The organism is Cronbergia sp. UHCC 0137, assembly GCF_034932285.1.
In the GTDB taxonomy this organism is placed as follows: domain Bacteria; phylum Cyanobacteriota; class Cyanobacteriia; order Cyanobacteriales; family Nostocaceae; genus Cronbergia.
The window spans coordinates 1-25,539 of sequence record NZ_JAYGHC010000049.1; the positions used below are offsets into that span (position 1 = coordinate 1).

Consider the following 25,539-nt stretch of genomic DNA (forward strand, 5'->3'; position numbering starts at 1 on the left):
TAAATGCTGCCACAGCAATTATATCTGGGTTAGCATTAAAAAAGGAAGTCATTCAAAGATTACTAAGGAGCGAAATCATGAAAGAATCAGTCATTTATCAAGAAATCCTCCTAGAAGGTAAAGCTGAAGGCATAGCTGAAGGCATAGCCAAAGGTAAAGCCGAAGGTAAAGCCGAAGGCATAGCCAAAGGTAAAGCTGAGGAAAAAACTCTAATAGCCTTAAATATGCTCCGTTCTGGTCTTTCCATAGATTTAATCGCCCAAATTACAGGATTATCCCTAGAACAAATTCAGAAATTGCAACTCAAATAACCTTAAATATGCTCCGTTCTGGTCTTTCCATAGATTTAATCGCCCAAATTACAGGATTATCCCTAGAACAAATTCAGGAATTTCAATAGGTTTGTAGTATTTAGGACTTACGCACTAAAATCATGTCATTATGTCTAGTACAGTACGGCGTAAATAAATCAACCATTTTAAATTGCTAAAAAGTCTATACTGCCTTCCTTTTGACTTTTGACTTCCGCCAAGCTGTACTAGACTATTGAGAATATTGAGGGAAGAGGAAAAACCATTTTATGTTTCCTGTTCCTTTTTTGATAAATTGTATCTTAAAACACTGCTTATTAAAGGATAATGTAAGATGATCATAGCTAGAATAGGTTAGGCAGAAATAAATACACGGTTTCAATAGATACAACAATAGATAATTATCTGCCTAAGCACTATAATAGAAATATATAATCTGGTATTGTTAAATTAATTAATAATTAATGTTTTTGTGGTGACAGCCATAGTTTTTTAAACCTTGATTAAGATTTGCCTTTTGTAAAATACCGCCATGCAAGTTAAGCTGACTAATCGACAACAGCATATACTTTGGGCAACTGTACGCCACTACATTGCTACGGCCGAACCAGTTGGTTCTAAAGCCTTAATTGAGGAATTTGATCTTGGTGTCAGTTCTGCTACCATTCGCAATGTCATGGGCGTTTTAGAAAAATCTGGCTTACTGTATCAACCACACACTTCCGCTGGGAGGATACCTTCTGATTCTGGTTATCGCATTTATGTTGACCAACTGATTACACCTTTTTTAGCAGATGCTACTCGGACGGAAGCCTTAGCCAAAGAAGTGGAAACAACATTACAACAGCGCCTACATTGGGAAGATTGGAGTTTAGAAGCCCTATTACAAGGTGCAGCCCAAATTTTGGCAACTTTGAGTGGCTGTATTACCTTGATTACTATGCCACAAACAACTACAGCCCATTTACGACATTTGCAACTTGTGCAAATCGAAGTGGGTAAAATCATGTTGATTGTGGTGACAGACAGTTATGAAACCCACTCTAAGGTAATGGATTTATTCACAGCGTCATCAGGAAGTATACCAGATCCAGAGGTAATTGATCACGAATTACAGATTGTATCTAATTTTTTAAATAGCCACTTACGGGGACGCAGTTTGTTGGAATTAGCCAAACTTGATTGGGGGGAATTAGATCAAAAGTTCCAACATTATGGGGAATTTTTGAAAAATTCAGTGGCTGAATTGACTCGTCGGGCTGTTTCACCAACTACGACACAAATTATGGTGCGGGGTGTGGGTGAGGTTTTGCGTCAGCCAGAATTTTCTCAGTTACAGCAGGTGCAAACGATTATGCACTTATTGGAAGAGGAGCAAGACCAATTATGGCGGTTAATTTGTGAAGAACCAGAAATTGAGGAAAGGGGTAAGCGGAGGGTTACAGTTCGCATTGGCACAGAAAACACTTTAGAACCAATTCGCACCTGTACTTTGATTTCTTCTACCTATTGTCGTGGTTCTGTTCCGGTGGGGAGTGTGGGAGTTTTGGGTCCAACGCGGTTAGACTATGAAAGTGCGATCGCTGTTGTGGCCGCAGCAGCAGATTATCTCTCCCAGGCTTTTAGTTAAGTTTTATTAAGTTATGTCCAGAAAAATTACTTTTGGTGTACTATGGCTAGGATTTATTTCCTATGCCTTTTTATTTGCTCCTCCCGACCAACCTGATACCTTCGATTTGATTAAAAACCTTTCGACGGGGAACTGGGAAAATATCAATCCCTTAGTGATAGCCCTATTTAATCTCATGGGTATCTGGCCTTTAATCTACGCATCTTTATTATTTAGTGATGGTAGAGGGCAAAAAATCCGGGCTTGGCCGTTTGCGATCGCTGCTTTTGCCGTTGGTGCATTTGCCATTATACCATATTTAGCGTTAAGAAAACCAAATCCCACCTTTATAGGTGAAAAAAATCCATTTATTAAACTCCTAGATTCCCGCTTTACTGGCTCTGTGCTGATCATCGGGGCGGCAATTTTGGTATTTTATGGGTTAAATAATGGAAATTGGGGAGATTTTGTGCAACAATGGCAAACAAGCCGTTTTATCCATGTGATGAGCTTAGATTTCTGTATGCTCAGTTTATTATTTCCGGTATTGTTAGGAGATGATTTACAGCGACGGGGGTGGAAAGAGGAAAAGTTATTTTGGGTATTTTCCCTAATTCCTCTTTTTGGTGCTTTGCTGTATTTGTGTGTGCGTCCATCTGACCAAAAAATGGTAGAAATTAACTAACCGCAGAGGCGCAGAGAACGCAGAGGAATGAGGGATTGTTAACGCATGGTGACAAATTCTTCAGCCGAACTGGGATGGATTCCGACGGTGGCATCAAAGTTGGCTTTAGTTGCACCCATTTTTATAGCGATCGCTATACCTTGAATAATCTCCGCCGCATTTGTTCCCACCATGTGCGCCCCCAAGACTCTATCAGTATTTTGATCCACCACCAATTTCATCATCGTTTTTTCGTCTTTCCCTGCTAAGGTATAATACATGGGACGGAAACGAGTCCGATAAACTTTCACCGCATCACCGTATTCTTCCCTGGCTTCGGCTTCGGTTAAACCCACTGTTGCTGCTTCTGGTGTGGTAAATATAGCTGTGGGGATATTTTCGTAACTCATGGTACGGGGTTTACCGCCAAATAGGGTATCAGCCAAGGCTCGACCTTCATTAATTGCTACCGGAGTTAGGTTAATTTTATTCGTACAATCCCCGACAGCGTAGATATTTTCTTCTTCTGTGCGACTGTATTTATCTACGCAAATCGCCCCGTCATGGCGTTTGACTTTGGTATTTTCTAAACCCAGGTTTTGGGTGTTCGGTTTACGACCAACTGCGGCTAAACTCACAGCATCAGCCACCACTGTTTCTTCGGAATTTTTATCTCCTTGGACTGTGACCTTTACCCCGTCTGCGTCTTTTTCAATGGCTATGAGTTCGATTTTGTTGAGAATGCGAATCCCGTGATTACCCATTGCTTGCTGAATTTCTGTCCGCAAATCGTCATCGAAACCACGTAAAATTATATCACCCCGAATTACTTGAGTGACTTTTGTTCCCAATCCATTGAGAATACAAGCAAATTCTGTACCGATGTAACCTCCTCCCAAAACTACCATATCTTTGGGCTGTTTTGGCAGATTAAAAATCTCATCAGAGGTAATGGCGTGTTCAATTCCTAAAATATTTGGTCTAATGGGATGACCACCCACAGCAATTAATATCTTATCGGCGGTTACTTTTTTATCCCCTATTTCAATTGTATGGGCATCAATAAATTTACCGTGTCCCTGAAAAATTTCTACTTTGGACTTATCTAGCATTGTTTGATAAATGCCATTCAGCCGGGTCACTTCATTGTTAACGACTGACACCATCTTTTCCCAATCCAAGGTACTCTGAACAGCACTCCAGCCGTATCCCTGGGCATCTTCAAACAGGGATGGGAAATGGGATGCGTAAACCATCAGTTTTTTAGGCACACAGCCACGGTTTACGCAAGTTCCACCCAACCGGTCAAATTCGGCAATTCCTACCTTTGCACCATATTCTGCTGCACGTCTAGCAGTAGCAATCCCCCCAGAACCGGCACCAATCACAAATAAGTCAAAATCGTAGTTCATTAGTTATGTCCTTTAAATTTTAAATAGGTAGGAATTACGCACAAGTCGCTGGAAAACAAACCACAGAGGCACAGAGTTCACAGAGAAATGAGGTTTTGAGAGATATTTTCGTAAGTTCTAATGGAGTGAAAATTAAATATGCGTTATATGGAGACGTTCCAGGGAACGTTTCTACATTATAATAAACATCTCCAGAAATTAAATATGCGTTTTCTACAACCCTTGTAGAGACGTTCCATGGAACGTCTCTACAATCTTTACCGGAGATGTCTAATGTCTAATTAAGCAGCAGCACCTTTGAGGTAAGTCAACATGGTATCTGCATCAGAAACTTCAAAGGGGTCTGTGGGGCAGTTGTCTTCGTAACCAGGTTCAACGAATAACTTTTCGATTACGCTATCATTAACTACCATAGAATAACGCCAAGAGCGCATTCCAAAGCCCAAATTAGATTTGTCTACCAACATTCCCATTTTGCGGGTAAATTCACCATTACCATCGGGTAACAAAAATACCTTTTCAGCACCTTGTTGTTTGCCCCATTGGTACATGACAAAGGCATCATTTACAGATACACAAATGACTGCATCAATTCCTAGCCCTTTAAATTGATCATAAAGTTCTTCGTAGCGGGGCAGGTGGGAGGTGGAACAGGTTGGGGTAAAAGCGCCTGGTAGGGAGAAAACTACAACACGCTTGCCACTGAAAAGACTGGCGGTAGTACGGTCTTCCCAGCGAAAGGGGTTAGCGCCACCAATTGATTCGTCACGGACACGGGTTTTAAATACAACGTTGGGTACTTTTTCAAGAACAGCCATGTTTACCTCTATTTTAGTTGATTTATGTAGCTATGTGATCACTTTTTGCTGATATATCTCAGAATAATTCTGATTTGCGAAAAGTTCAATAGTTATAAATACTTAAAAAGTATAACACAAAAAACTTATGATTAATTCCTAAAAATTGGGGACTATAATATAAACAATACCTTGTCCATTTTTTGTAGGTTGAGTTAAGCGACAGCGCAACCCGACGCATTTGTTGGGTTTCCTTACGTCAACCCAACCTACAAATCAACGCTTTTTTCGATTTGGACAAAGTATTGATAAATAAAGTAAATTAGCAAAATATAGCCACAAGTATGCAGTTACAAGCAAACGCGATTGTCCAAACCTTGAAATCCAAGGGTTTGAGGGTGACACCTCAGCGATTTGCGGTCTATGCGAATTTGTTATCACGCACTGATCACCCAACGGTGGAACAAATACTCACGGATTTGAATAAAGATTTTCCTGTTTCATCCCAAGCGACGATCTATAGTTCTGTGCAAGCGTTGAGGGAGGTGGGTTTGGTGCGGGAGGTGTTGTTAGAAGAGGGGGTTTCTCGCTATGATGCCAATGTTGAACCCCACCATCATTTTTGCTGTCACCAATGCGGTGCGATTGAAGATATAGCTTGGAATGCCTTTCAGTGTATAGATTTTAAGGGTCTGCGTCCGGGTCTGCGGGGTGAGAGTTATGAGGTGACGGTACAGGGGTTGTGCGATCGCTGTTGTGAGTAAGTTTAGGTTTTAGATTGAAGTTTTGCAAGTGTATGGGAATTTAATTGTAAAGATGATTTGATTTTTCATGCTGTGGACGCAAATTGATCCGTTTAAGCGGTTGATCATGGTTTTAACTAATGCTAGTTCTAATCCGGTTTCGCTAGATTTCCAGGAATCATGTTTGGCTAGACGATAAAATGGTTGAAAAATCAGTGATGGTTGATTTACGGGAACTTCCACACCGGAATGAGTGATTTTTAATTCTACTGTATCTATATTCAAGTTGGCAGAAACGGTAATTAATTCACTTGGGGGAGTGCATTTACAGGCATGATTGAGTAATTCGGTGATAATTCGCTCAAAATCGGTGATGTCTGTTTCTAAGGGCGGTAAATTTTCGTGAATATTTAAATTTAACTGTTGTTTCTGACAATCGGTGACATCTCGAAAAGATTCAACTATGGGGGTAAGCCAGGTTTTTAAGTCAATGGCGATCAATGTGGGGGGTTCGGGTTCAATTTTTAGGTATGCTAGGGTTAGTAAATCGTTAATTAATTTGCTCTCGCGTCCACATTCTTGGTGTAGTATTTGTAGGAGTTGGGGTACTAATTCTATATCTAATATACCATTTGGGGTGAGAAGACTTTCTAGGGTTTGGCCGGCTAGACTAATGCTGGTGATGGGTGTGCGTAGTTGTTGGGCCAGGGTTTTGAGAAATTCATTTTTGTAGCGTTCTTGGTTTTTTAGTTCTTGAAGTTGTATTTGATTGGTGAGGGATAATTGAGATTGACGAATAGCGATCGCGCATTGATTTGCTACTTCCTGTATTAATGATATTTCTAATTCGGTAAATGGTTGATCTGTGCTTCTAATTAACCAAATATTTCCTAAAACCCCTTGACTATGGAAAATTGGACAAGCAAGTTGATTAACTAGCTGTAATTGTGGATTCCATCCAGAAAGAATTTCTACTGATGCTAAGGGCTGTTTTTGTAAAAGTGGCTGATAAATTTCGGGAAAGTCGGCTAAATGTCTGGTTAATCCTTGGCAATGGGGAGGATGGTTGGTATACTCGCAAGTAACAACGGCTGTAATTTGCAGTTGATCATACAGTTCGATTTGGCAACGTTCAAGTGTTAGTAGTTGGACTAATTCTTTAACTGTATTTTGTAAAATTTTTTCAGCATCTAGGTGATCACGAATTTGTTCTGTGATCTGTTTGATGAAGGCTAGAAATTTCGGGAGTTGCTGTTGTTGTAGTTGCAGATTTTTTATTTGTTGATGTAATTCTTGTTGTTGTATGGCAATACTTAATTGGCTGGCTATTTGTTGAAGTAAATTAATTTCTATTTGTTGCCATTGTCGCGTTTCTCGGCAATGTTGGACAATTAGTAAGCCCCATAAATCTTGTTGTAATAAGATCGGTAAAACTAAGTTGGCTTTTACTTGAATGGAAGCTAGAAAATCTCGTTGACAAGGATGTAAACCTGCGGTATGAATATCTTCAATAATTTGAATACAACCACGTTTGTAGCGTTCTAGATGTTGAACGTGAAAGCAAGGATCATTAATTTTTTGTCCTAGTAAAGAATTACCAACCATGATAGTTGATTCAGCGATAATTTCTCCAATTTGATGAATATTAAAATGATAAATCAATACGCGATCGCAATCTAATAATTGGCGAATTTCTTTAACTGTCTGCTGAAAAATGGTTTCTAAGGGTTGAAATTGACGTATTTTTTGGCCAATTGATTCTAAAATACGTTCCCGTTCAGCTTGCATTCTCCCCGTTTGTTTGGACTGAGTAATATTACTGCTAGTGCCAATTAGTCGATAAATTTTAGCCTTAGCATCCCGTAATGGAGTTAAAGTTGTACTCCACCATGTACTAATGCCTTGAAATTGCAAACATTGTTCGTAGGAAATTGTTTTACCAAAGCGTACACAATCAACATAATGCTGACGAACTCTAGCAGCGTCTACAGGGGAGAGAATGTCTTCTGGTTTTTTACCCCGCACTTCTTCAGAACGGATACCTATCCACCTTTCATGGGTGGGATTTAGCCCTAAATAGCGAAAATCACCGTCTTCGAGAACATCGACTATAAATATTGATGTCTGCACAGAATCGTACATACTGAGTAGAAATTGCTCACTACTATTTTTTTTATCTACGTCTGTACCTAAGAACATCTGAGGAGTTGATAGTTTGCTTAACTTGGAAATGGATTTAACTGGATTTCTATTCATTAGTTTATTTATTTTATATGGCTGAGGTTTTAGAGGATGTTTTAAAAGTATCGTTATTTAACATTATTACGAAAGGAGACTAAACCCCTTTTTTTGCTAATGGTGATAATTCTTCATATAACTCAAAGAAATTTCACTGATGGTAACGACTACTCCCTTCCTCGCGTCCTTTGCGTCTATCCCTACGGGACGCTACGCGAATACGGTTCATTTAATCCATATTCTTTGAGTGAGAAGGGAGTATATTAAATTTACTTTAATAATTTTTCGGCACAGATACCTGTGAAAATCGCCACTAGCAGCCAGGTAATAGCTAAACCGACAACTTCCCCCAAAAATAACTGCGAGAGACGACGTAGGTAGATTCCGGTGACAGAACCGACGGGTACAGCTATTGCCCAGGTAAGAGAATTAAAGAGAATCCAATGCCAAGCTGAAGGTAATGATTTGGGGATTGCTATCCACCATTGTGTCAGTCCAATGAGGAAACCTCCAATACCTCCAGAAATAGTCCCGGAGATGATTCTGTAGTGGAAAAATTCGTTACTGGGGACACTCCAACCTAAAGCACCTGTATGTAGGGCTGCAATGACTACCCAACCGACAACGGTAGCTAAAATCCATTGTAAAGAGAAGGTGGTGGGTTTAAGTGTTATACTTTGGGGTAGGGCGATCGCTATTCCGCCAATAGCTGCCGTTAACACGTTCATATCAGGCTTTTCACCGATTTCAATCCAGATTAAACTGCCTAAAAAGCCGCTAAATGTTCCTAGAATCCACAATAATGTCCAATTATTAATTTTAATTTTCATTGTTGTTATTGCGGAAATTAATTAATTTTAGGCGCGAACATCTGAGTAAAAGCCCTTCTTCGACGTTGAGGTGCATCTGGGGAGATGTAACCCCACAAACTTTCCCAATAAAAGAATGATACACCTGAAAAATTGCGATCGCGCACTATTTGCACCTGTTCTCTAATTTGATTAATATCAACAGGATGAGTTAGAGTTCCAGTTAAAATGCCAACTCCCACAGGAATTTTACTACGCGCAAATTTTAACTCTGGTTTATCTAATTCCCCAATAAAAGACTTTCTATCATCTCGATATACCTGTAAAATCAAACCATCAACTAAACCTTTCTTTACCCAATTAGCCCAATCTTGCAAATAATATTTATAGGAAAACTCCTGGGAATTGGGAGATAGAGATATTGTGGCATTAGGTTTAACTTTTTTGACAGCTTGATAGATTTGAGCCATAAAATTGGTAATTTTATCTGCTCGCCAACGCATCCATTCTACATCAAAAGCGTCAATAGGTGGATTTTTACCCTGATGTTCTTTTTGGTAAAGCTGTAGCGTAAAAGGATCATAACCAAATTGTACAGGCATCCCAAAATGATCATCAAGCTGAATCCCATTTACATCATAATTAATGACAACTTCAACAATTAACCCTTTGATAAATTTTTGCACTTCTGGATGTAAAGGATTCAGCCAAACGATGCGATTTGATACACCATTATTAATTTCTTCGTGGGGTATGCCTCCTTCACCAACATCAGAATTTATTCCTCCTCTTGCAGTTGTCAACCAGTCTGGATGTAAATATGCTAATGCAGAATTACGAGGTGTCATTAACCCATATTCAAACCAGGGAATTACATTCAAACCCTTAGCTTGAGAAAGCTTCACTAATTTAACTAAAAAATCCATTTTCCCGTGGATTAACCTTAGCAAAGGCAAAGTTGCTGAACCTGTCACCTTTTTAGCTAAAGCACTGTTATAAAAAGTGTATCCTCTGTTCCAGACTACTGGATAAATTGTATTAAAATTGAGAGTTGCTAATTGGTTTAAAGCCCGTTCAACTCCCCAAGGTACAAAAAATAAACCACTAGCTACATTAGTAAGCCAAACGCCGCGAATTTCTGTAATCACCGGACGATTATTTTGAGAATAACCCGAATTGGACGGAATTGAAGAGACTGCTAAACTGACTACAAAAGCTAAAGATAGTAGAGATAAGAAACAACGGTGAGCCACCCTATTCATCTGTAAAATTAGACTTGCTTTTACAATTATACATACAATTACAAAACCAAGTAACTAACATCAGGAATTTATATAGATATGACTACATTTAATCAGAATCTTTCTATGTCTTTAAACTGCTGAAATGAAGCATTTGCAGCTTCTCCACAGGTGCGTGGCGTGGGAAAAATCTTCCCTGGATTTGCTAACCCTTGAGGATTAAAAACTTGTTTTACCCATTGCATAGTCTCTAAATCTGTTTCACTAAACATATCTGGCATATAGCATTTTTTGTCTGCACCAATACCATGTTCACCAGAAATACTTCCGCCAACTCTGACACAAAGTTTTAAAATTTCTCCTCCAACTTCTTCTACCTTTTCTAAAGCACCAGCCACTGAATTATCAAACAAGATTAATGGGTGAAGATTACCATCACCAGCATGAAAGACATTAGCGATTGGATAACCAAATTTTTGACTTAATGCTTCAATTTCTCGTAACACATAGGGTAATTGAGTCCGGGGAATCACCCCATCTTGAACATAATAATCTGGGCTTAAATGTCCAGCAGCAGCAAAAGCGGCCTTGCGTCCTTTCCATAACTTTAATCTAGTTTCTAAATCACTGGCACTAGTAATATTACGCGCTCCATTTTTCTGACAAATTTCTGCAATTCGTTGTTTATTAACTCCAACCTCTACCTCTAAACCATCTATTTCTACCAACAAAATAGCCGTAGCATCACGCGGATAACAATTTGTAGCCACAACATCTTCAACGGCATTGATGCTAATGTTATCCATCATTTCCATTCCCCCAGGAATTATGCCCGCGCTGATGATATCAGAAACACTAGCCGCAGCAGCTTCAACACTGGTAAAATCTGCCAAAAGTACACAAATTGATTCTGCACTTTTGAGGATTCGTAAAGTGATTTCTGTAGCAATTCCTAAAGTTCCTTCTGAACCTACAAATACACCTGTTAAATCATAACCAGGCATTTCGGGAATTTGTCCTCCCATATCGATAATTGAACCATCAGGCAGGACTACTTTTAAACCCAAAACGTGGTTAGTAGTGACACCGTATTTTAAGCAATGTACTCCACCAGAATTTTCAGCAATGTTTCCACCAATAGAACAGATAATTTGACTAGAAGGATCGGGAGCATAATAAAAACCAGCACCGCTTACCGCTTGTGTTACCCAACTATTAATTACTCCTGGTTGTACTACTGCACGTTGATTTTCTAAATCAATGTTGAGGATTTGCCGCATTAAAGAAGTGACAATTAAAACAGTATCTTCTGCTGGTAAAGCACCTCCAGATAAACCGGTACCTGAACCCCTGGCGATAAAGGGAACAGAGAATTGATTGCAGATTTTCACCACTTCTGCAACTTGTTCTGTGGTTCTGGGTAAAACTGCGACTGGGGGAGTTTGACGATAGCTGGTTAAACCGTCACACTGATATGTAATAAGTTCTTCTTTGCGCTGAATTACCCCTTTTCCACCAAGCACAGCGATAAACTTTTTAATTATGGGTTTCCAGTTAATTTGTTTTTTATCTTGGGTAAGCATAGATTTTTGGTTATTAAGGGCTTTTACTTGACTTTAACATTAAATACCTGCTTTAAGACAGAGTGTACCTAATAACTATATAAGACTCCTATTTGATTTTTCATAGCGTAGGGTGGCGTAAGCCATACAAGCTGTAAACCCTAAACCGTATATCATCAACAATTGAATCTCAGTATATTGAGCAAGATTCAAGTAGGATTCCTATATATATTATCTCTTTTACCCCTACTTATTGAGCCGATACAATTATGTCTATCACGGATTTTATTCAGGTTTATTCTGAATTAATAGAAATTGATAATGAATTACAAAAAATTCATAAGCAAAAATTGAATACACTTTTAAATACCTTAATGATTGATTGAAGATAATTAGATTTAATTAACTAGGATGAAAATAATTATGAATATCTTGGGCTAACCTAGATCCAATTCCTGGAACTTCAGCGAGTTGTGCGGGTGTGGCTTGACGAATGTAATCAACAGAACGAAAATGAGCTAATAGTAACTTTTGGCGATGGTGTCCTAAACCGGGAATTTCATCTAAGCGCGATCGCTTTAGTTTATCACTTCTTTGTTGACGATGAAAACTAACTGCAAATCTATGTGCTTCATCTCGCAAACGTCGCAATAACTGTACTCCTGGCTGTTCCGCATCGGTTTCTAAAGGTTGAGATTCTCCTGGTAAAAAGATTTCTTCTCGCTTTTTGGCTAAACTGACAACTCGCAAGTCTGCTAATAAATTCATTTCTTGTAAAATAGCCACAACTGACGATAATTGACCTTTACCACCATCAATCATAATTAAATCAGGCCAATCAGGATTATTTACCCGTGACAGTTGGGGTTCTTCAATATATTTGCGAAACCGTCGCTGAATAACTTCGGCTAAACTGGCAAAATCATCTGAATGTCCAATAGTTACATTGGGATTTTTGATTTTATAATGACGGTAATATTGCTTCGCTGGTAAACCATCAATAAATACCACTTGAGACGCTACCGCATTAGAACCTTGAATGTGAGAAATATCATAACCTTCGATTCGGTGCGGTAAATCTGGTAAGTCGAGAATAGTCGCTAAATCTTCTGTGGCTTGGAGATTTGTTGCACCCAATTTTTGCATTCTCTGTAATTCAAATTGAGCATTTTTTTCCACCATCTCAATTAATTCTGCTTTATTTTGTCGCAAAGGAGCTAAAATTGTAACTTTTCTCCCCTTTTTTTGAGTTAATACCTCCGCCAAAATTTCTCCGTCTGATAATTCGTGTTGTACTAAAATCTCCATTGGAATTTCAACTGCATCAGCCGTTTGATAATGTTCTTCTAAAACTCGTTGTAAAATAGCCCCAGGTTCGGCTTGTGCATTTGCAATAAATCCCAATCTTCCTACTAATTGACCGGCACGAATTTGAAATAATTGAATACAGGCGTGCTGGTCATCTTTAGCTAATGCCAAAGCATCCCGTGAAATGGTATCATCTGGTAAGGAAACCTTTTGCTGTGCGGTCAGGGATTTTAATCCAGCAATTTGATCACGAACTCGCGCTGCTGTTTCAAAATTAAGTGACTCGGCCGCAATTTGCATTTGTTCGGTTAAAATATCAATTAGTTCTTGAGTTCTCCCTTGGAACACCATCGCCACTTTTTGCACGATTTTTCGATATTCTTCTGGAGAAACCAGTTTCTGACAAACACCAGGACAACGCCCCAAATCATAGTTTAAACAAGGACGGTCTTTAAATAAAGGTTGGGGTCTTTGTCGCAAGGGAAAGATCCGCTTACACAGATGCAAAATTTCCCGCAATAAACCAGAATCGGTATAAGGCCCGTAGAATTTATCTTTTTCTTTCCCTAATTGGCGTTTACGGGTAATAAAAATACGGGGATAGTCTTCTGACCAAGTAATGCAGAGATAGGGATATTTTTTATCATCTTTGAGTAAGACGTTGAAGTATGGTAAGTGCTGCTTAATTAAGTTGGCTTCCAGCGCCAAAGCTTCCGTTTCCGTATCAGTGACGATAATTTCAATATCTGTCACTAATTTAACCATTGTGTTGATTCGTTCCGTTTTATTGGTGGAGTCCCGGAAGTAGGAACGAACACGCGATCGCAATTTTCGTGATTTACCAATATAAATAATGCGATCGCTCTCATCACGCATCAAATAAACTCCTGGTTCACTGGGTATTTCCTGAAGACGGTTTTCTAGTTTTTCTAAATCTTTAATTAGTGGTAGTGTCTGAGGTGATATAGTCACAATTAGATTTAAGTAATTTTATAGTTAGATCCATCTCTATTTTAAGAAAAATTTATCAAAATGTGATCTGATTCAGGCTTGTTAGTTGACATTATTTTGTAAATATGTTAGTTTTTTAGCTGTAAAAATAAAAACTATGAAAGCTTCTTACCCTGATTTGTCAGAAAAATTACAAAAATCTGAGTTTTGGTTGAGTGCGATCGCTGTTGGTTTAACAATCATTCAACTTAACTTAAATTGGAAACTATTGGGTAATACCGATACTGTAACTACCAGATTTTTATATTGGGCAGCCATATTATATCTTGTTTGGAAAAAACGCGCAATTTTGTCTTTAAAAAGTGATTTATTTTCTAGTTTATCTGGTTTATTAATAATTTTTCTAATCCTATTTAAAACTACATCATTGTTTTGGTTCGAGTCTTTTTTTATTAGATTCTCTCCACTGTTTTTATTTTTGGGGTTAGGTCTAATAGCATCTGGAATCAAAGGATTAAAACAATATAAACAAGAATTTATGATTTTGATTTTACTTCTGACTGAAGGAGTTTTAACGTCAGTTATTTCCACTACAGTTGATGTCAGCCTAATTTCCGCAAAATTTACTAATTTCCTGCTTTGGTACTTGGGATTTGAAGTTTCACGTCAAGGAGTGATTGTTAGTCTTCCCACAGGAGCGATCGAGATATATCCAGGCTGTTCGGGATTAAATGTCATGATACTTTTATTCCAATTTTCACTTGTCTTTCTAGCAATATTTCCATTCAAAAATGTAGTTCAAAAAATATCACTCCCAATTATATCTATAATCATAGCATTTATATTTAACAGTTTCCGAATAATTTTAATGGCACTTTTAGTTGCAGCTTCTAACGACGAGGGATTTGCATATTGGCATGGAGAACCTGGTGGTCAAATATTTTCTACAGTCTCAATATTAGCATTTGGATTTGTATGTAATATATATTATGAAAAAATGAAAACCCTTGATGTAGCTTCAGAGAATCAATAAAAATGCAACTCTCAAAACAAATCCGAATACCATTTTTAGCAATAACTTGTATTAGCATCTTTTTAGGTTTGGCAAAATTAATACTTGATCCCAATGCAGGTAATCAGAAAGTTGCTCAATTTACATTTCCTCAAGATGTACCCTTAACAGGAAGCGAAATTATAGAAAGTCAGGCTTTAACTGATATAGTAATTCAAAAAATAGGAGAATATGATGCTGTAATTGCTGGTAGACGCTATGAATATAGACAAAATAATGCTCCCATAGATATAGAAATCCGTTATGTAATAGGAACTATGGGAAATATTGAAGGCTTAGTTGCTGATAATAAAAATCTAACTTTACCTGGTTCTGAAATATCTAAATCTATCCGTTATCAACCAGGGATAGGATATTATAGTCAATTTGTCCATAAAAATAAGGTATATTTAACTAGCTGTATAAACCCCCAAGGCAAAAGCACAGTTACTCAAGAACAATTTCTCAAAAATCAACGCACTTATAGTATTACTGCTTCTAGTCTGCTATCTTGGTTACTGGGGGAACAAAGTTTATTAAACAGACGTTGTTTATGGGTAAATTTATCTACTCCAGTTAATGATGTTAACCCTAAATTGGCCTTTTCAAAATTAGAAAAGGCTTGGTTTGACTTGTATCGCTGGTGGTATCCCCGCTTTCCTAAACATTAACTTTAATTGAGTATTATTCATGAATAACTTAGAAGGAAATTATTGGCGTTCTAATTTTCAATTTCGTTTTGTAGGCTATATATTATTAATATTAGCTTTACTAGAAGTTATGAATATTCTCATACCACTTCGATTTACAAATTCTAATTGGGAACTTCAGACGGTGGGGGCTTTAGTAGAAGTTACACCTGTACCTTTACTGGGAATGGTACTTGTGTTTATAGGAGGAAGCGATAATCGCAATAAGAAAGTTGAAGTTTTGGTATTAAGAGTTTTATCTTGGTGTTGTTTGTTAATGGGGGTTTTATTTATTTTGTTACTACCTTTAGGAATTAATAGTAGCTGGCGTATTGATAAACAAAACAATGCACAAATTATTAGTAATTCATCCCAACAACTTGAGCAAGCAAAAAGAGTTAAAGATTTGTTAGGAAAAGTAACAACTGATGAAGATATAAGTCGAATTTTCAAATCCTTAAACCCCACCGCTAATACACCAGATTTAAAAAATCCTCAAGATGTGAAAAAGCAAATTTTATCTCAAATTGAGCGATTAGAGACTGATGTAAAAAATCAATCAAATGCAGCAAAAAGAAGTAATCGTCTGAAACTGATAAAAAGTTCTGTTAAATGGAATTTGGGATCTATAATTTGTGCTTTTGCTTTTATTTGGCTATGGCGTACAACACGCTGGGCGCGTCTTAAATAGGCTTTAAGAGATTTCCAAATAAAAAATAATTGAGGTGCGTCAGTATTTTAAAAATTAGTGGTTTTAGCCTCAATTATTCTGTCTGACGCACCCTACAGACTGCGAAATAGGGGGAAAAATGGCAAGAAAAATATATAATTTCCATGTTGCTTATTGCCATTTCCCCTGATTATTAATACAAATTAGCTGATGTTTGCAGAAAATCAGCGATTCTCCCTACAGCAGTTTCTAATACAGGTGGTTCTTGCACCAAAGCGAAACGAACATAGCCCTCACCAAATTGACCAAAACCAGCACCGGGAGAAACGGCTACACCAGTTTTTTTTACTAGCTGAGTACAAAATTCAATAGAGTTTTGATGCCAAGGTGCGGGTAATTTAGCCCAAATATACATCGTCGCGTCGGGGGTGGGGACGTTCCAACCAATTTGGTGTAAGGCGTTAATAAAAGCGTCACGGCGTTGACGGAAGGTGGATACAGCAGCTTGGACACTATGTTGATCTCCGGTGAGGGCAGCGATCGCTCCATTTAATATTCCCAAATATTGGTTAAAATCAACGGCTGCTTTCACCTGTTTTAATGCTTGAATTAATTGGGCATTACCAATGGCGTAACCGATGCGGAAACCACCCATATTGTAAGATTTTGACAGGGTAAAAAATTCAATGGAGACGCTTTTATCGGTGTCAGCTTGCAAAATTGAAGGAACTAGGGATTGGGGAAATGAAGTTTCTGCTTCTGCAAAGACCAAATCAACGTAGGGGAAATCGTGAACTAAAACGATATTGTGTTGTTGACAAAAAGAGACAGCTTCTTTAAAAAAAGATAAAGGAGCGATCGCACTGGTGGGATTATGAGGATAACTTAACACCATCAACCGCGACTGAGCCAAAATAGAGACGGGAATATCGCTAAATACTGGTAAAAAATCATTTTCTGCCTTTAATGGCATCGGATAAATTTGGCCACTGGCTAAATGAACTCCTCCCGCATGGGAAGGGTAGCCTGGATCAAGCAATAGGGCAAAATCACCGGGATTGAGTATGGCTAGGGGTAAATGGGCTGTCCCTTCTTGAGAACCAATTAAAGGTAAAACTTCTGTTTCTGGGTCAACTTTAACACCAAATTTTTTTTCATACCACCCAGCAGCAGCTTGACGGAAAGCCTGAGTACCACGAAACAATAAGTAACCGTGGGTAGTTGGGTCATCTAGAGAACGAGCGATCGCTTTTATGACGTGGGGTTGGGCAGGTAAATCTGAAGACCCCAATGATAAATCAATTAATTCTTGTCCAGCAGCCAAAGCCATAGCCTTAGCTCTATCCATATCAGCAAATACGTTAGATTGTAAAGGTTGTAACCGATTCGCAAATCGCATTTTAGTTATTAGGCATTAAATTGTTAATTAATTGTCAGCATTCAGACATTAGCTGATCGCTGACTGCTCTCGACTAATTACCATTTAAATGCTTATCTAGAAAACTGAGTAATTTATCTTTACCAATCACCCCTTCGATAGATTCTAGTAGTTCTCTATCTTTAATTAGCCTCAATGCGGGGACTCCTTCCACTTGATAATGCTTGACAGTGGTGGGATTGGGGTCAATTTCCATTTTCACGATTTTCAAGCGATCGCCATAGGTTTTAGCCGCTAAGTTAATTAATGGGGACATCAATTGACAAGGACCGCACCAAGAAGCCCAAAAGTAAACCAGTACAGGTTGTTCGGCTTTTAACACGACATTTTCAAACTCAGCATCATTTATAATGATTACACCCTCGTTCATGATTGTCTCCATTAGGTGGCATTAATCAAAGTTTACACACAAATTACTTTATCAGGGAATTGGCAAGCAATCAAATAGGACTTCAGCAGAAGTAACTGAAAAACTAACCACAGAGGCACAGAGTTCACAGAGGAATGAAAGTATAATATTTTCTGAATTAGCAATTAGCAATATTATGGCACAAATAGTTCAAGGAGAAAATATTGACTTACGCTACTTAATTGATAATTTTGGCATTCAGTTAGTTTTAGATCAGCAATTTTTCTATGAATGGCAAGAGGATTTGCCAGAACTTACAGATTTAGATCAACAACTTGTAGATAAAGTCAAAGCCGGTTATTTAAATTTTCTCAATTATCCACCATTGTTAGAAGATGTTGTGAGAATGGCTATTGTAGATCCGATACTTTTTATCGGGGATTTTTACTTATCTCGGTTCTATGTAAAATCTGAAGAATCTATAGATATCAACGTACCCGATGAAGATGTAATCATTAAAGGCAGAATGGATATTTTAGTTTTAAAAGACCAATTCTGGGTGATGATTATTGAATCAAAAAAAGCTTCATTTTCTATTGAAGAAGGACTCGCGCAAATTTTAGCTTATATGTTAGGTAATCCATATCCTGACAAACCCAGTTTTGGGATGATTGCCACCGGCAGCGAATTTATTTTTGTGAAATTGATTAAAGGAAAACCACCCCTTTATGCTTTATCAAAGGGTTTTTTTAATGCGTAACCCTGGAAATGAATTGTACGATGTGCTGCGTATCCTCAAGCATTTAACCCAATTGGTAACGGCTTAATAGGAGGCAAAATCCCACAACTGAGTGGCGTGGGATTATTTCTGGCGTTGCTGATTTGAAGTCAGCCTTTGTAGAGACGTTCCATGGAACGTCTCTACACCTAAATTGATACTTGGGTGTCAGCAACACCTTATTTTCAATTGTGTGTCTGGAAAAGTTACAGGCTATCTAATTGCTTTTTGAGAGCTTCTAAATCAGCATCAACTGGTTCAGCAGGTTTTGCGGTGGAGGTTGGCTGTGATGCTGGTAGTGTTTTTTGCTCTAGACCACCGGACATCAGCAATTTCATTTGTTCCAACTCATCATCTACATCGCTACCAGATTCTAACCGGGCAAATTGGGTTTCTAAATCTGCACCGGCTAACTCTGCGGATGACTGAGCGCGAGCCTCTTGCATCAGTACCTTTTCTTCCATCCGGTCAAAAGCGGCCATGGCACTGCTCGTATTCATGCCACTGACCATGTTTTGCAGTTGCTCTTGGGCTTTGGCGGTGGTGATCCGAGCCTTGAGCATTTCTTTTTTGGTTTTGGCCTCAGAAATTTTGCTCTCTAGCTGGATCAGGTTGCGTTTGAGGGTTTCTACCTGGGTAACTTGTTGATCTAGGCTGGTTTTGAGTGCGCCACTGGTTTCTGTGTAAGTTTTTTTGCGCTCTAAGGCTTGACGGGCTAGGTTTTCATCGCCTTTTTGCAGTGCAAGTTGGGCGTTACGTTGCCATTTATTGATTTCATTTTGACCATCATTATACTGTTTTTCAGTCCGTTTTTGAGCAGCGATCGCTTGTGCAACCCCCTGTTTTAGTTGTACCAAGTCATCTTGCATTTCCAGGATGGCTTGCTCTAACATTTTTTCTGGGTCTTCTGCTTTACTTACCAGATCGTTCAGGTTAGCATTAACAACTCGTTTAAGGCGATCAAATAATCCCATAACTTTATTTTTCCTTTCGAGGTTTACGCGCTGTGTTGGACAGTTAGCTTTTTTGCAGTTTAGTAACTATGTATGCCTATTGAATTTTGTCGGCTTAGGGTAGTCTATTCTCACTATTGTGAATCATAAAGCTATAAATCAGCTACAGTAACTACCCAACATTGATCGTTAGGGACTGTTCGGTAACTGCTCTTGAGGAGATAATATTGTGCTTTGCTTTACCTCTAAGACCATATTATAGCGGTATGCACTTGAATGAGATACAGAATCTACAGTAAAAGCCTTATGGCAAGAGACTCTTAACTCCTGACTCCTGACTCCTGACTCCTGCTATATCTTGCTTTGTGTTGTCTACCTGATTAAGTATTTCAATTTTCATTGCTGCTATTTCAGCATTTATATCATTATTATTAACCGATGCCAAAGTTGCAAACCTTTGTTCGAGATCATCAGCACCCAATTGAGCGATCGCTGCGGATTGAGCTTCTATCTGTAGCACTTTCTCTTCCATCCGCTCCAATACGCCTGTATTCGCTACATCAGACATTCCACTCAGCATTTCTTGAAGTCGATAGGAGGCTTCAGCCGAACGTGCGCGAGCGATGTACATATCTTTTTTCGTTTTTAGTTCAGCAATTTTCAACTCCAGTTCCCGGATATTTTGCTTCAATTTTCCGACCACATCTCCTTGCTGTTCTAGCTGATTAGATAGGGTTTTCGCGGTTTGTTGATAAGCGTGGCGTTTGGTGAGGGCCTCCCGTGCTAGAGACTCATTACCTTGTTTTAAGGCTATTTGGGCGCGACGATACCATTCTTCTGCTTGGGAGACAGAAGCAGCAGCTTGGCGTTCTGTGCGTTTTTGAGTAGCGATCGCGATCGCCACTCCCCGACGCAATTCTAATAAATTTTGCTGCATCTCCATAAAGGCTTTTTCCAGAATTTTTTCTGGATCTTCTGCATCTCTGACTAAACTGTTGAGATTAGCACTAACCACCCGCAGGACACGCTTCATCAATTCCATAATGCCAGCAACCGAATTTTAGACACCTATATATATTCTACTGTGGGCAGGGGGCAGCACTTCTCTTCGAGACGCTTCGCGGTAAGCGTCAGCTATGCCGTTAGGCTTTACGGCTACGCTCAGTGACCGGGGGCAGGGGAGGCAGGGGAGGAATAATTAATTATTTATTACCAATCCCCAATCACCCATCACCAATCTTTATAGACCAAAAAATTGATCTGGGTGGACATTGGGTAAGTCGGGAGGAACTACGGTTTTGATGACTTTGACTTTGTGACTTTCTTCTTGGGTATGGAGATTGAGGGCGATCGCTTCGATGCGAATTTCTAAACAGCCAAAGGGAATATTCAGTTGAGTCATCCCCTCCTGTCCTCCTAAAGCGTTAGGTAATAAGTGTTGTAGCAGATGGGGACCATCTAGTAATCTCCGAGTCTGATAATCTTCAACCCATAATTTTACCCCTAATGGTAAAGATGTGTAAGGTAGTTCTACGCGCACTCTCACAGACTGACCTGCAACCAGTTCACCATCTGGTAGATATAATTGGGGCGTTGGCACAGCCTCTTTGTTGACACTGGATAATTCTAATGCTGCTTGTGTTACATCTGTCAGGAACTTGTAGTCTTCCTCAATTCCTAATTCACTATCAAGATCGTCGATCACGATTTCTGGAGATAACCAAGGAGTTGGGGTGGGGATAATAATTTCTGGTGAGATATTTTCAACGGGTATTTCTATCTCTTCATCCACATTCAATGATTGATTAAGATCAATACCTAATAACTGTTCCTGGGTTAATTGATTAAGATTTAGATCAATATCTAGTAACTGTTCTTGGATTGATTGATCAATTTCATCGTCTAAGCTTTCTATTTGCAGAGGTTCAGGTAAAATGTGTCCTTGACTCTCCATCCATTTCCTGAGTAATGGATATGTATTTAAGCTGGTGATTGTTGGTAATTCTTCTCTGGGAGAAGTTCTAATTTGATCATCTATGTTATCTAATTCTTCTCTAGGAGAAATCGTAATTTGATCATCTATATTATCTAATTCTTCTCTAGCTAATTCATCCTCATCTGGTATGTAGCTAGGTAGTATTTCTCCGGTGATTTCTGCTGTGGATGAGGCTAATAAATGCTGAGATGCCCTTGAGTTAACAAATTTCCAGATATGTAGTTCACGGGTTTTTGGTGCTTCTTTATTATCTGGTAAAGGTGCTAAGGGTTTCAAGAAAGGAAAAGTTTTTTGCTTTGGTTTAATTACTAACTTTCGCAAATTAATGGGGGGGATGACACTAGCTGCTTCTGGGATAGGATCATCTGTCTTTTTTTGACTTTCAGGGAGTTTTGGTAGTTTTAGTGAATTTGCCTCTGTGGTAGATAGTAAGTTGGGATTAATTAGAGGTGGTAGGGTTTGGGTTGGAGATGGTTTTAAAAGGCTAAAATGAGCTAGTTTTGGAGTTTTAACCAAGTTGAAAAGTTCCAAACCCAGGTTAAGCGATGATTCTGATTTTGTGGGTTGTTCCTGTGTTTTTGGTTCGTTATTTTCGGCTAATGAGTTGGGATTTGTAGGTTGGGCTTTGGTGATTGCTAGTAGTTGTGAAACATCTGCTGTAATTGTGAAACTATGGCTACCTAGCAGGATTTTTTGACTAACATCAGTTAGTGTACCGTGCAAATTGATATCTGCCAAAATCAGTTTAGATTCGCAGTTAGCAGGAATATCAATGGATGTGCTGAAGATGAAGGGTAGTTGTTTATTTGGTATAGGCTGTTGGATTTGCCAGAGGATTTGAGATTCCCACGGCGATCGCAATTCAACTACCAATTGTAATGAATCAAGGTCTATTGAAGAAGATTCTGCTTCTTGCAGTTCCACATAACCATTAATGGTTAAAGCCTTTCCCCAAAGAGCAATATATGTGTCTTGATCTAAAGTTAATTTAAATGGTAATTTAGCGGAAATTGGTGGAATATTCCCTACCTTTTCTACTTCCAATAAGGATTCAGTGTTAGGTATGGCGATTTCCATTAAGTTTTGTAAAATCTGTTCTACTGTCTCACCGTTGAACCAAACTGGACTAATTGGTTGATTGATTGCATCTTCTTCACTCAAGGTATTGGTGTCTTGTTCTTCAGCCTCCAATATTTCTGACTGCTGAATTAATTGTGAGGGGGAGACTTGTATTAACAGCTTATGTTGCCAAGATTGACCAAGCATATCTGCCATTAAATCACCAGACAACCGTAGTTCCCACAGACCTGTGTTCAGGTGAGTAAAGGGAATTACAGCCATCAGTCCTTCTGCATTAGTACGACGCGATCGCTTAGAAATTTGCCGTTTTGGAACTTTCTGGGTTGACGAGTGAGTTACCCGCACTTCCACATCTATATTAGGAAGGTGAGAACGAGCCAAAATCCTATAAAATCCTTCTGAAATTTGCAGATTTGGCGATTCCAGAGTTTGCCAAGAGCGATCGCCCTGTTTCTGTATCAGAAATTGCCAGTTTTCCATCGTCAGTAATACCAAACCCGAAGATCAGTCAATTTTGCCTTGTACCTGTTTGTCAGTTTACCTCAGCATTTAAAAATTGCACTACCTATTTTATCTGTATTGTTCTCAATCTTCTCTAGTAGGCAAGAAGAAGAAAAACAGAAATATGTAACGAAAAATAAGATTTTTTAAGCTTTCCTATCTTATCACGACAATTTTTAAAGCCAACCTACTTAGAAACTTGGTAGAGACGCTCAATAGAACATCTCTACATTCCAGAAATCAAACACCATAACGGTTTTGATAGTATGCCAAAATTTGCCCAAATCGTTGTCGATTTTCTAAACTAACATTGTCGTTCCAACTAATATGCAAACCACTGATTTGGCTTTGATTGTAATCAAAATCTGGAGAAGTTTGGGGAATTAAATCTACTTTCACTCCTTCCAACTGACATAGATGAGCCGCTATCTCTCGATATACAGCTAAAGGCAAACCAGCAAATTCAATTTTTTCTTTACTCTGCACCATATAATTGTGAACTTGCGTTAATTAGTAACTGGTATCAACATCGAAATAGTATTACCACCAGATAAATTTGATCAACTAGGAGGGATTAGGAGTGATAGCAGATGTTTCTCCTACTTCTTTAGAGACTTCAATCCCATTTTGTTCCAAAATCACCACAGGATTAGAACCTTTATTCATTTCAATGCGTTTAATTAAAACCCCATTCACCAATCGTTGTCCGGCTCGTACATAACGACCTGTTGATTCTTCCGGTACTTTAATAATTGCCTGGGGTGCTTTACCAATTAAAACTACTCCTGTGACTAAAACCGCTTTAGCAGCATTAGGTTGTGGTGTTGGTGGTAATACAGATGCTAAGGGAGGATTGGTAATAACTTGAGGTTGAACCTTTGGTAAAACATTGGCCACAGATGGTTTAGGTTTGGGTTTAATTTGTGGTTTAGGTTGGGGTTTAATCTGTGGTTTAGGTTGTGGTGCTATGGAAACAGGTAAGGGAGGCAATGTAGGAACTTGTCTGATTCCTCCTGGAGTGTCAGAAGATAGAGGTACTTGAGATAGAGGTACTTGTTGACCAATAATTTGAGCAAATGGGTCAGGTCGTCCTCTTGTTAATAAGTCTAATCGTTCTTTGGTATTCGTGGATTGAATCAAACTAGGAACTGATGGTGTAACTGGGGGTGTGTTTTGGGGTGGTACGATTGGAGGATTTTGAAAGGTGGGAATTTGTGGTTCAGTATTGGTTGCTACTGGGGGAGTGGCGTTAGGGTCAGCCGTGTTAGTGGCTTCTGGTGTGCCTGTATCGCCGATAGTACACCCAGCGATCGCTATAGTTAAAATAGCTGTAAATGTGATTAGGGATGGTTTATACATTAGCTGTTCTCAAAAGCTACGGGAAAATTTACCTGTGAACATCAACACGCCTGAAATTGGTATTACAAGCGTTTTTTGTTTCTTTGACTCTATCCGGTTTCAAGACCCAGAGTTGTCAGTAATTTGTTTATAACCGTTTATAACCTAATATTCTGACATTGTAACGGTTATTTTTCACACTCTAGCCCAGGTTCAATTTTGCTTTAACCCATTGATAGCTAATCCTCCCCGGCTTTCATCAGATTTTTGAGTAAATCTAGCCCTTTTTTGACTCTACGAGATACCGTTACTACACTAATCCCCAATTGTTCAGCTACTTGTTTTTGTGTTAAATCCTGTAAAAATACACATTCTAGAACCTCGCGAGTCCGCTTTTCTAGCTGAATTAAAGCTTGTTGTAGACGAATCTGATCTTCTTGAGCTAGTTGGAAACTCCGATAGTTAGGATCTGGAACTAACTCACCCAGACAAGTAGAACCCTCTTCTCCATCTTGAATTGGTACATCTAAACTCAAGGGCGATCGATTTATCCATGCCAATTTAATTTCTTGCCATTCAGATAGAGTAATTTCTAAAGCTGCTGCTAACTCTGCATCTGTAGGTTGGCGATTATATTTTTCACGTAAAGAGTGGGATATTCCTATGGCCTGTTGTTGGAGTGCTAACCACCGTCGGGGTATTCGGACTGTCACACCTTTATCTCGCAGATAGTGTTGTATTTCACCGCGAATATAAGGAGTCGCATAGGAACTAAAAGCGTGGCCTTTAGATAGTTCAAACCTTTCTACAGCCCTGATTAAACCTAAGCAGCCTACCTGAAGTAAATCTTCGTAGCTTTCATGACATTGATTAATCCAGTAGTGAGCTTCTTTTCTCACCAGTCCAAAATTTAGTTTTACCAATTGATTGCGAACTTTTTCTGATCGTGATTGCTGATACTCTCGCAGCAGTTGAGATATCTCATGTTTTAATTCATTGGTAGCTGTGTTAAGCATGGCACCTGGGTGGTTTTGGTAAATTTGGTAAATAA

General features: G+C 38.8%; 21 protein-coding genes and 2 pseudogenes. 8 read left to right on the top strand and 15 right to left on the bottom strand.

Annotated features, from left to right (window positions below; all coding sequences use genetic code 11):
* The 3 genes and pseudogenes from VB711_RS20435 to VB711_RS20445 all read left to right on the top strand — a co-directional run.
* A pseudogene (locus VB711_RS20435) lies at positions 1-311 on the top strand (flagellar assembly protein H); the annotation flags it as partial.
* A 532-nt stretch (positions 312-843) separates the two neighbouring features.
* Positions 844-1,941, top strand: coding sequence for a heat-inducible transcriptional repressor HrcA (gene hrcA / locus VB711_RS20440; protein WP_323288117.1), 1,098 nt, complete (start codon positions 844-846; stop codon positions 1,939-1,941).
* Between the two features lie 13 nt (positions 1,942-1,954).
* Positions 1,955-2,605, top strand: coding sequence for a DUF2834 domain-containing protein (locus VB711_RS20445; protein ID WP_323288118.1), 651 nt, complete (start codon positions 1,955-1,957; stop codon positions 2,603-2,605).
* A gap of 38 nt (positions 2,606-2,643) precedes the next feature.
* Here the strand turns inward: VB711_RS20445 and gor are convergent, their stop codons facing one another.
* Both gor and VB711_RS20455 read right to left on the bottom strand, forming a co-directional pair.
* Positions 2,644-3,996, bottom strand: a complete 1,353-nt coding sequence (gene gor / locus VB711_RS20450; protein ID WP_323288119.1) for a glutathione-disulfide reductase — start codon at positions 3,994-3,996, stop codon at positions 2,644-2,646.
* A 281-nt stretch (positions 3,997-4,277) separates the two neighbouring features.
* Positions 4,278-4,814 carry a peroxiredoxin gene (locus VB711_RS20455; RefSeq protein WP_323288120.1) on the bottom strand — a complete coding sequence of 179 codons (537 nt, stop codon included), beginning with the start codon at positions 4,812-4,814 and terminating at the stop codon, positions 4,278-4,280.
* A gap of 323 nt (positions 4,815-5,137) precedes the next feature.
* Between VB711_RS20455 and VB711_RS20460 the strand changes: the two genes are divergently transcribed.
* Positions 5,138-5,557 (top strand): Fur family transcriptional regulator, encoded by a 420-nt coding sequence (locus tag VB711_RS20460; protein WP_323288121.1) that lies wholly within the window; start codon positions 5,138-5,140, stop codon positions 5,555-5,557.
* A 9-nt stretch (positions 5,558-5,566) separates the two neighbouring features.
* Here VB711_RS20460 and VB711_RS20465 read toward each other — a convergent pair whose 3' ends face one another.
* The 5 genes from VB711_RS20465 to uvrC form a co-directional block, all read right to left on the bottom strand.
* Positions 5,567-7,792 (bottom strand): GAF domain-containing protein, encoded by a 2,226-nt coding sequence (locus tag VB711_RS20465; protein ID WP_323288122.1) that lies wholly within the window; start codon positions 7,790-7,792, stop codon positions 5,567-5,569.
* 251 nt (positions 7,793-8,043) lie between these two features.
* Positions 8,044-8,604 carry a hypothetical protein gene (locus tag VB711_RS20470; RefSeq protein WP_323288123.1) on the bottom strand — a complete coding sequence of 187 codons (561 nt, stop codon included), beginning with the start codon at positions 8,602-8,604 and terminating at the stop codon, positions 8,044-8,046.
* Positions 8,605-8,621: 17 nt separating this feature from the next.
* The gene (locus VB711_RS20475) at positions 8,622-9,845 is read right to left on the bottom strand and encodes a glycoside hydrolase family 10 protein (RefSeq protein WP_323288124.1); all 1,224 of its coding nucleotides are present in this window, start codon (positions 9,843-9,845) and stop codon (positions 8,622-8,624) included.
* Positions 9,846-9,937: 92 nt separating this feature from the next.
* Entirely contained in the window at positions 9,938-11,407 is a 1,470-nt protein-coding gene (gene glcD / locus VB711_RS20480) for a glycolate oxidase subunit GlcD (RefSeq protein WP_323288125.1), read from the bottom strand.
* A gap of 381 nt (positions 11,408-11,788) precedes the next feature.
* Positions 11,789-13,666 (bottom strand): excinuclease ABC subunit UvrC, encoded by a 1,878-nt coding sequence (gene uvrC, locus VB711_RS20485; protein WP_323288126.1) that lies wholly within the window; start codon positions 13,664-13,666, stop codon positions 11,789-11,791.
* A gap of 136 nt (positions 13,667-13,802) precedes the next feature.
* Between uvrC and crtA the strand changes: the two genes are divergently transcribed.
* From crtA to VB711_RS20500, 3 genes are read left to right on the top strand one after another with little or no spacing between them, the layout of a single operon-like run.
* Positions 13,803-14,678, top strand: coding sequence for a cyanoexosortase A (gene crtA / locus VB711_RS20490; RefSeq protein ID WP_323288127.1), 876 nt, complete (start codon positions 13,803-13,805; stop codon positions 14,676-14,678).
* A 2-nt stretch (positions 14,679-14,680) separates the two neighbouring features.
* Positions 14,681-15,367 carry a cyanoexosortase A system-associated protein gene (locus tag VB711_RS20495; RefSeq protein WP_323288128.1) on the top strand — a complete coding sequence of 229 codons (687 nt, stop codon included), beginning with the start codon at positions 14,681-14,683 and terminating at the stop codon, positions 15,365-15,367.
* 19 nt (positions 15,368-15,386) lie between these two features.
* Positions 15,387-16,076, top strand: coding sequence for an HpsJ family protein (locus tag VB711_RS20500; protein ID WP_323288130.1), 690 nt, complete (start codon positions 15,387-15,389; stop codon positions 16,074-16,076).
* 172 nt (positions 16,077-16,248) lie between these two features.
* On the opposite strand, the gene VB711_RS20505 is transcribed toward VB711_RS20500, so the two are convergent.
* Entirely contained in the window at positions 16,249-17,463 is a 1,215-nt protein-coding gene (locus tag VB711_RS20505; RefSeq protein WP_323288150.1) for an LL-diaminopimelate aminotransferase, read from the bottom strand.
* Positions 17,464-17,527: 64 nt separating this feature from the next.
* The gene (locus VB711_RS20510) at positions 17,528-17,863 is read right to left on the bottom strand and encodes a thioredoxin family protein (RefSeq protein ID WP_323288132.1); all 336 of its coding nucleotides are present in this window, start codon (positions 17,861-17,863) and stop codon (positions 17,528-17,530) included.
* 175 nt (positions 17,864-18,038) lie between these two features.
* Between VB711_RS20510 and VB711_RS20515 the strand changes: the two are divergent.
* Positions 18,039-18,669: pseudogene (locus tag VB711_RS20515) on the top strand (restriction endonuclease subunit R).
* A gap of 157 nt (positions 18,670-18,826) precedes the next feature.
* On the opposite strand, the gene VB711_RS20520 reads toward VB711_RS20515, so the two are convergent.
* From VB711_RS20520 to VB711_RS20545, 6 genes are all read right to left on the bottom strand, one after another.
* Positions 18,827-19,594, bottom strand: a complete 768-nt coding sequence (locus VB711_RS20520; RefSeq protein WP_323288133.1) for a PspA/IM30 family protein — start codon at positions 19,592-19,594, stop codon at positions 18,827-18,829.
* 283 nt (positions 19,595-19,877) lie between these two features.
* Positions 19,878-20,615, bottom strand: a complete 738-nt coding sequence (locus VB711_RS20525) for a PspA/IM30 family protein (RefSeq protein WP_323288134.1) — start codon at positions 20,613-20,615, stop codon at positions 19,878-19,880.
* Positions 20,616-20,813: 198 nt separating this feature from the next.
* Positions 20,814-23,129 (bottom strand): hypothetical protein, encoded by a 2,316-nt coding sequence (locus tag VB711_RS20530; protein WP_323288136.1) that lies wholly within the window; start codon positions 23,127-23,129, stop codon positions 20,814-20,816.
* A gap of 261 nt (positions 23,130-23,390) precedes the next feature.
* The gene (locus VB711_RS20535) at positions 23,391-23,636 is read right to left on the bottom strand and encodes a hypothetical protein (RefSeq protein ID WP_323288151.1); all 246 of its coding nucleotides are present in this window, start codon (positions 23,634-23,636) and stop codon (positions 23,391-23,393) included.
* A 78-nt stretch (positions 23,637-23,714) separates the two neighbouring features.
* Positions 23,715-24,509 carry a hypothetical protein gene (locus VB711_RS20540; protein ID WP_323288137.1) on the bottom strand — a complete coding sequence of 265 codons (795 nt, stop codon included), beginning with the start codon at positions 24,507-24,509 and terminating at the stop codon, positions 23,715-23,717.
* A 218-nt stretch (positions 24,510-24,727) separates the two neighbouring features.
* Positions 24,728-25,504, bottom strand: a complete 777-nt coding sequence (locus tag VB711_RS20545) for an RNA polymerase sigma factor SigF (protein WP_323288138.1) — start codon at positions 25,502-25,504, stop codon at positions 24,728-24,730.
* Positions 25,505-25,539 lie beyond the last annotated feature (35 nt).

Coding starts and splice junctions, on each gene's coding strand:
- VB711_RS20520 (WP_323288133.1), bottom strand. CDS start 19,594: ATGGGATTATTTGATCGCCTTAAACGAGTTGTTAATGCTAACCTGAAC.
- crtA (WP_323288127.1), top strand. CDS start 13,803: ATGAAAGCTTCTTACCCTGATTTGTCAGAAAAATTACAAAAATCTGAG.
- VB711_RS20530 (WP_323288136.1), bottom strand. CDS start 23,129: ATGGAAAACTGGCAATTTCTGATACAGAAACAGGGCGATCGCTCTTGG.
- VB711_RS20545 (WP_323288138.1), bottom strand. CDS start 25,504: ATGCTTAACACAGCTACCAATGAATTAAAACATGAGATATCTCAACTG.
- VB711_RS20525 (WP_323288134.1), bottom strand. CDS start 20,615: ATGGAATTGATGAAGCGTGTCCTGCGGGTGGTTAGTGCTAATCTCAAC.
- hrcA (WP_323288117.1), top strand. CDS start 844: ATGCAAGTTAAGCTGACTAATCGACAACAGCATATACTTTGGGCAACT.
- VB711_RS20455 (WP_323288120.1), bottom strand. CDS start 4,814: ATGGCTGTTCTTGAAAAAGTACCCAACGTTGTATTTAAAACCCGTGTC.
- VB711_RS20460 (WP_323288121.1), top strand. CDS start 5,138: ATGCAGTTACAAGCAAACGCGATTGTCCAAACCTTGAAATCCAAGGGT.
- VB711_RS20500 (WP_323288130.1), top strand. CDS start 15,387: ATGAATAACTTAGAAGGAAATTATTGGCGTTCTAATTTTCAATTTCGT.
- VB711_RS20495 (WP_323288128.1), top strand. CDS start 14,681: ATGCAACTCTCAAAACAAATCCGAATACCATTTTTAGCAATAACTTGT.
- VB711_RS20470 (WP_323288123.1), bottom strand. CDS start 8,604: ATGAAAATTAAAATTAATAATTGGACATTATTGTGGATTCTAGGAACA.
- VB711_RS20475 (WP_323288124.1), bottom strand. CDS start 9,845: ATGAATAGGGTGGCTCACCGTTGTTTCTTATCTCTACTATCTTTAGCT.
- VB711_RS20445 (WP_323288118.1), top strand. CDS start 1,955: ATGTCCAGAAAAATTACTTTTGGTGTACTATGGCTAGGATTTATTTCC.
- glcD (WP_323288125.1), bottom strand. CDS start 11,407: ATGCTTACCCAAGATAAAAAACAAATTAACTGGAAACCCATAATTAAA.
- gor (WP_323288119.1), bottom strand. CDS start 3,996: ATGAACTACGATTTTGACTTATTTGTGATTGGTGCCGGTTCTGGGGGG.
- VB711_RS20540 (WP_323288137.1), bottom strand. CDS start 24,509: ATGTATAAACCATCCCTAATCACATTTACAGCTATTTTAACTATAGCG.
- VB711_RS20465 (WP_323288122.1), bottom strand. CDS start 7,792: ATGAATAGAAATCCAGTTAAATCCATTTCCAAGTTAAGCAAACTATCA.
- VB711_RS20510 (WP_323288132.1), bottom strand. CDS start 17,863: ATGAACGAGGGTGTAATCATTATAAATGATGCTGAGTTTGAAAATGTC.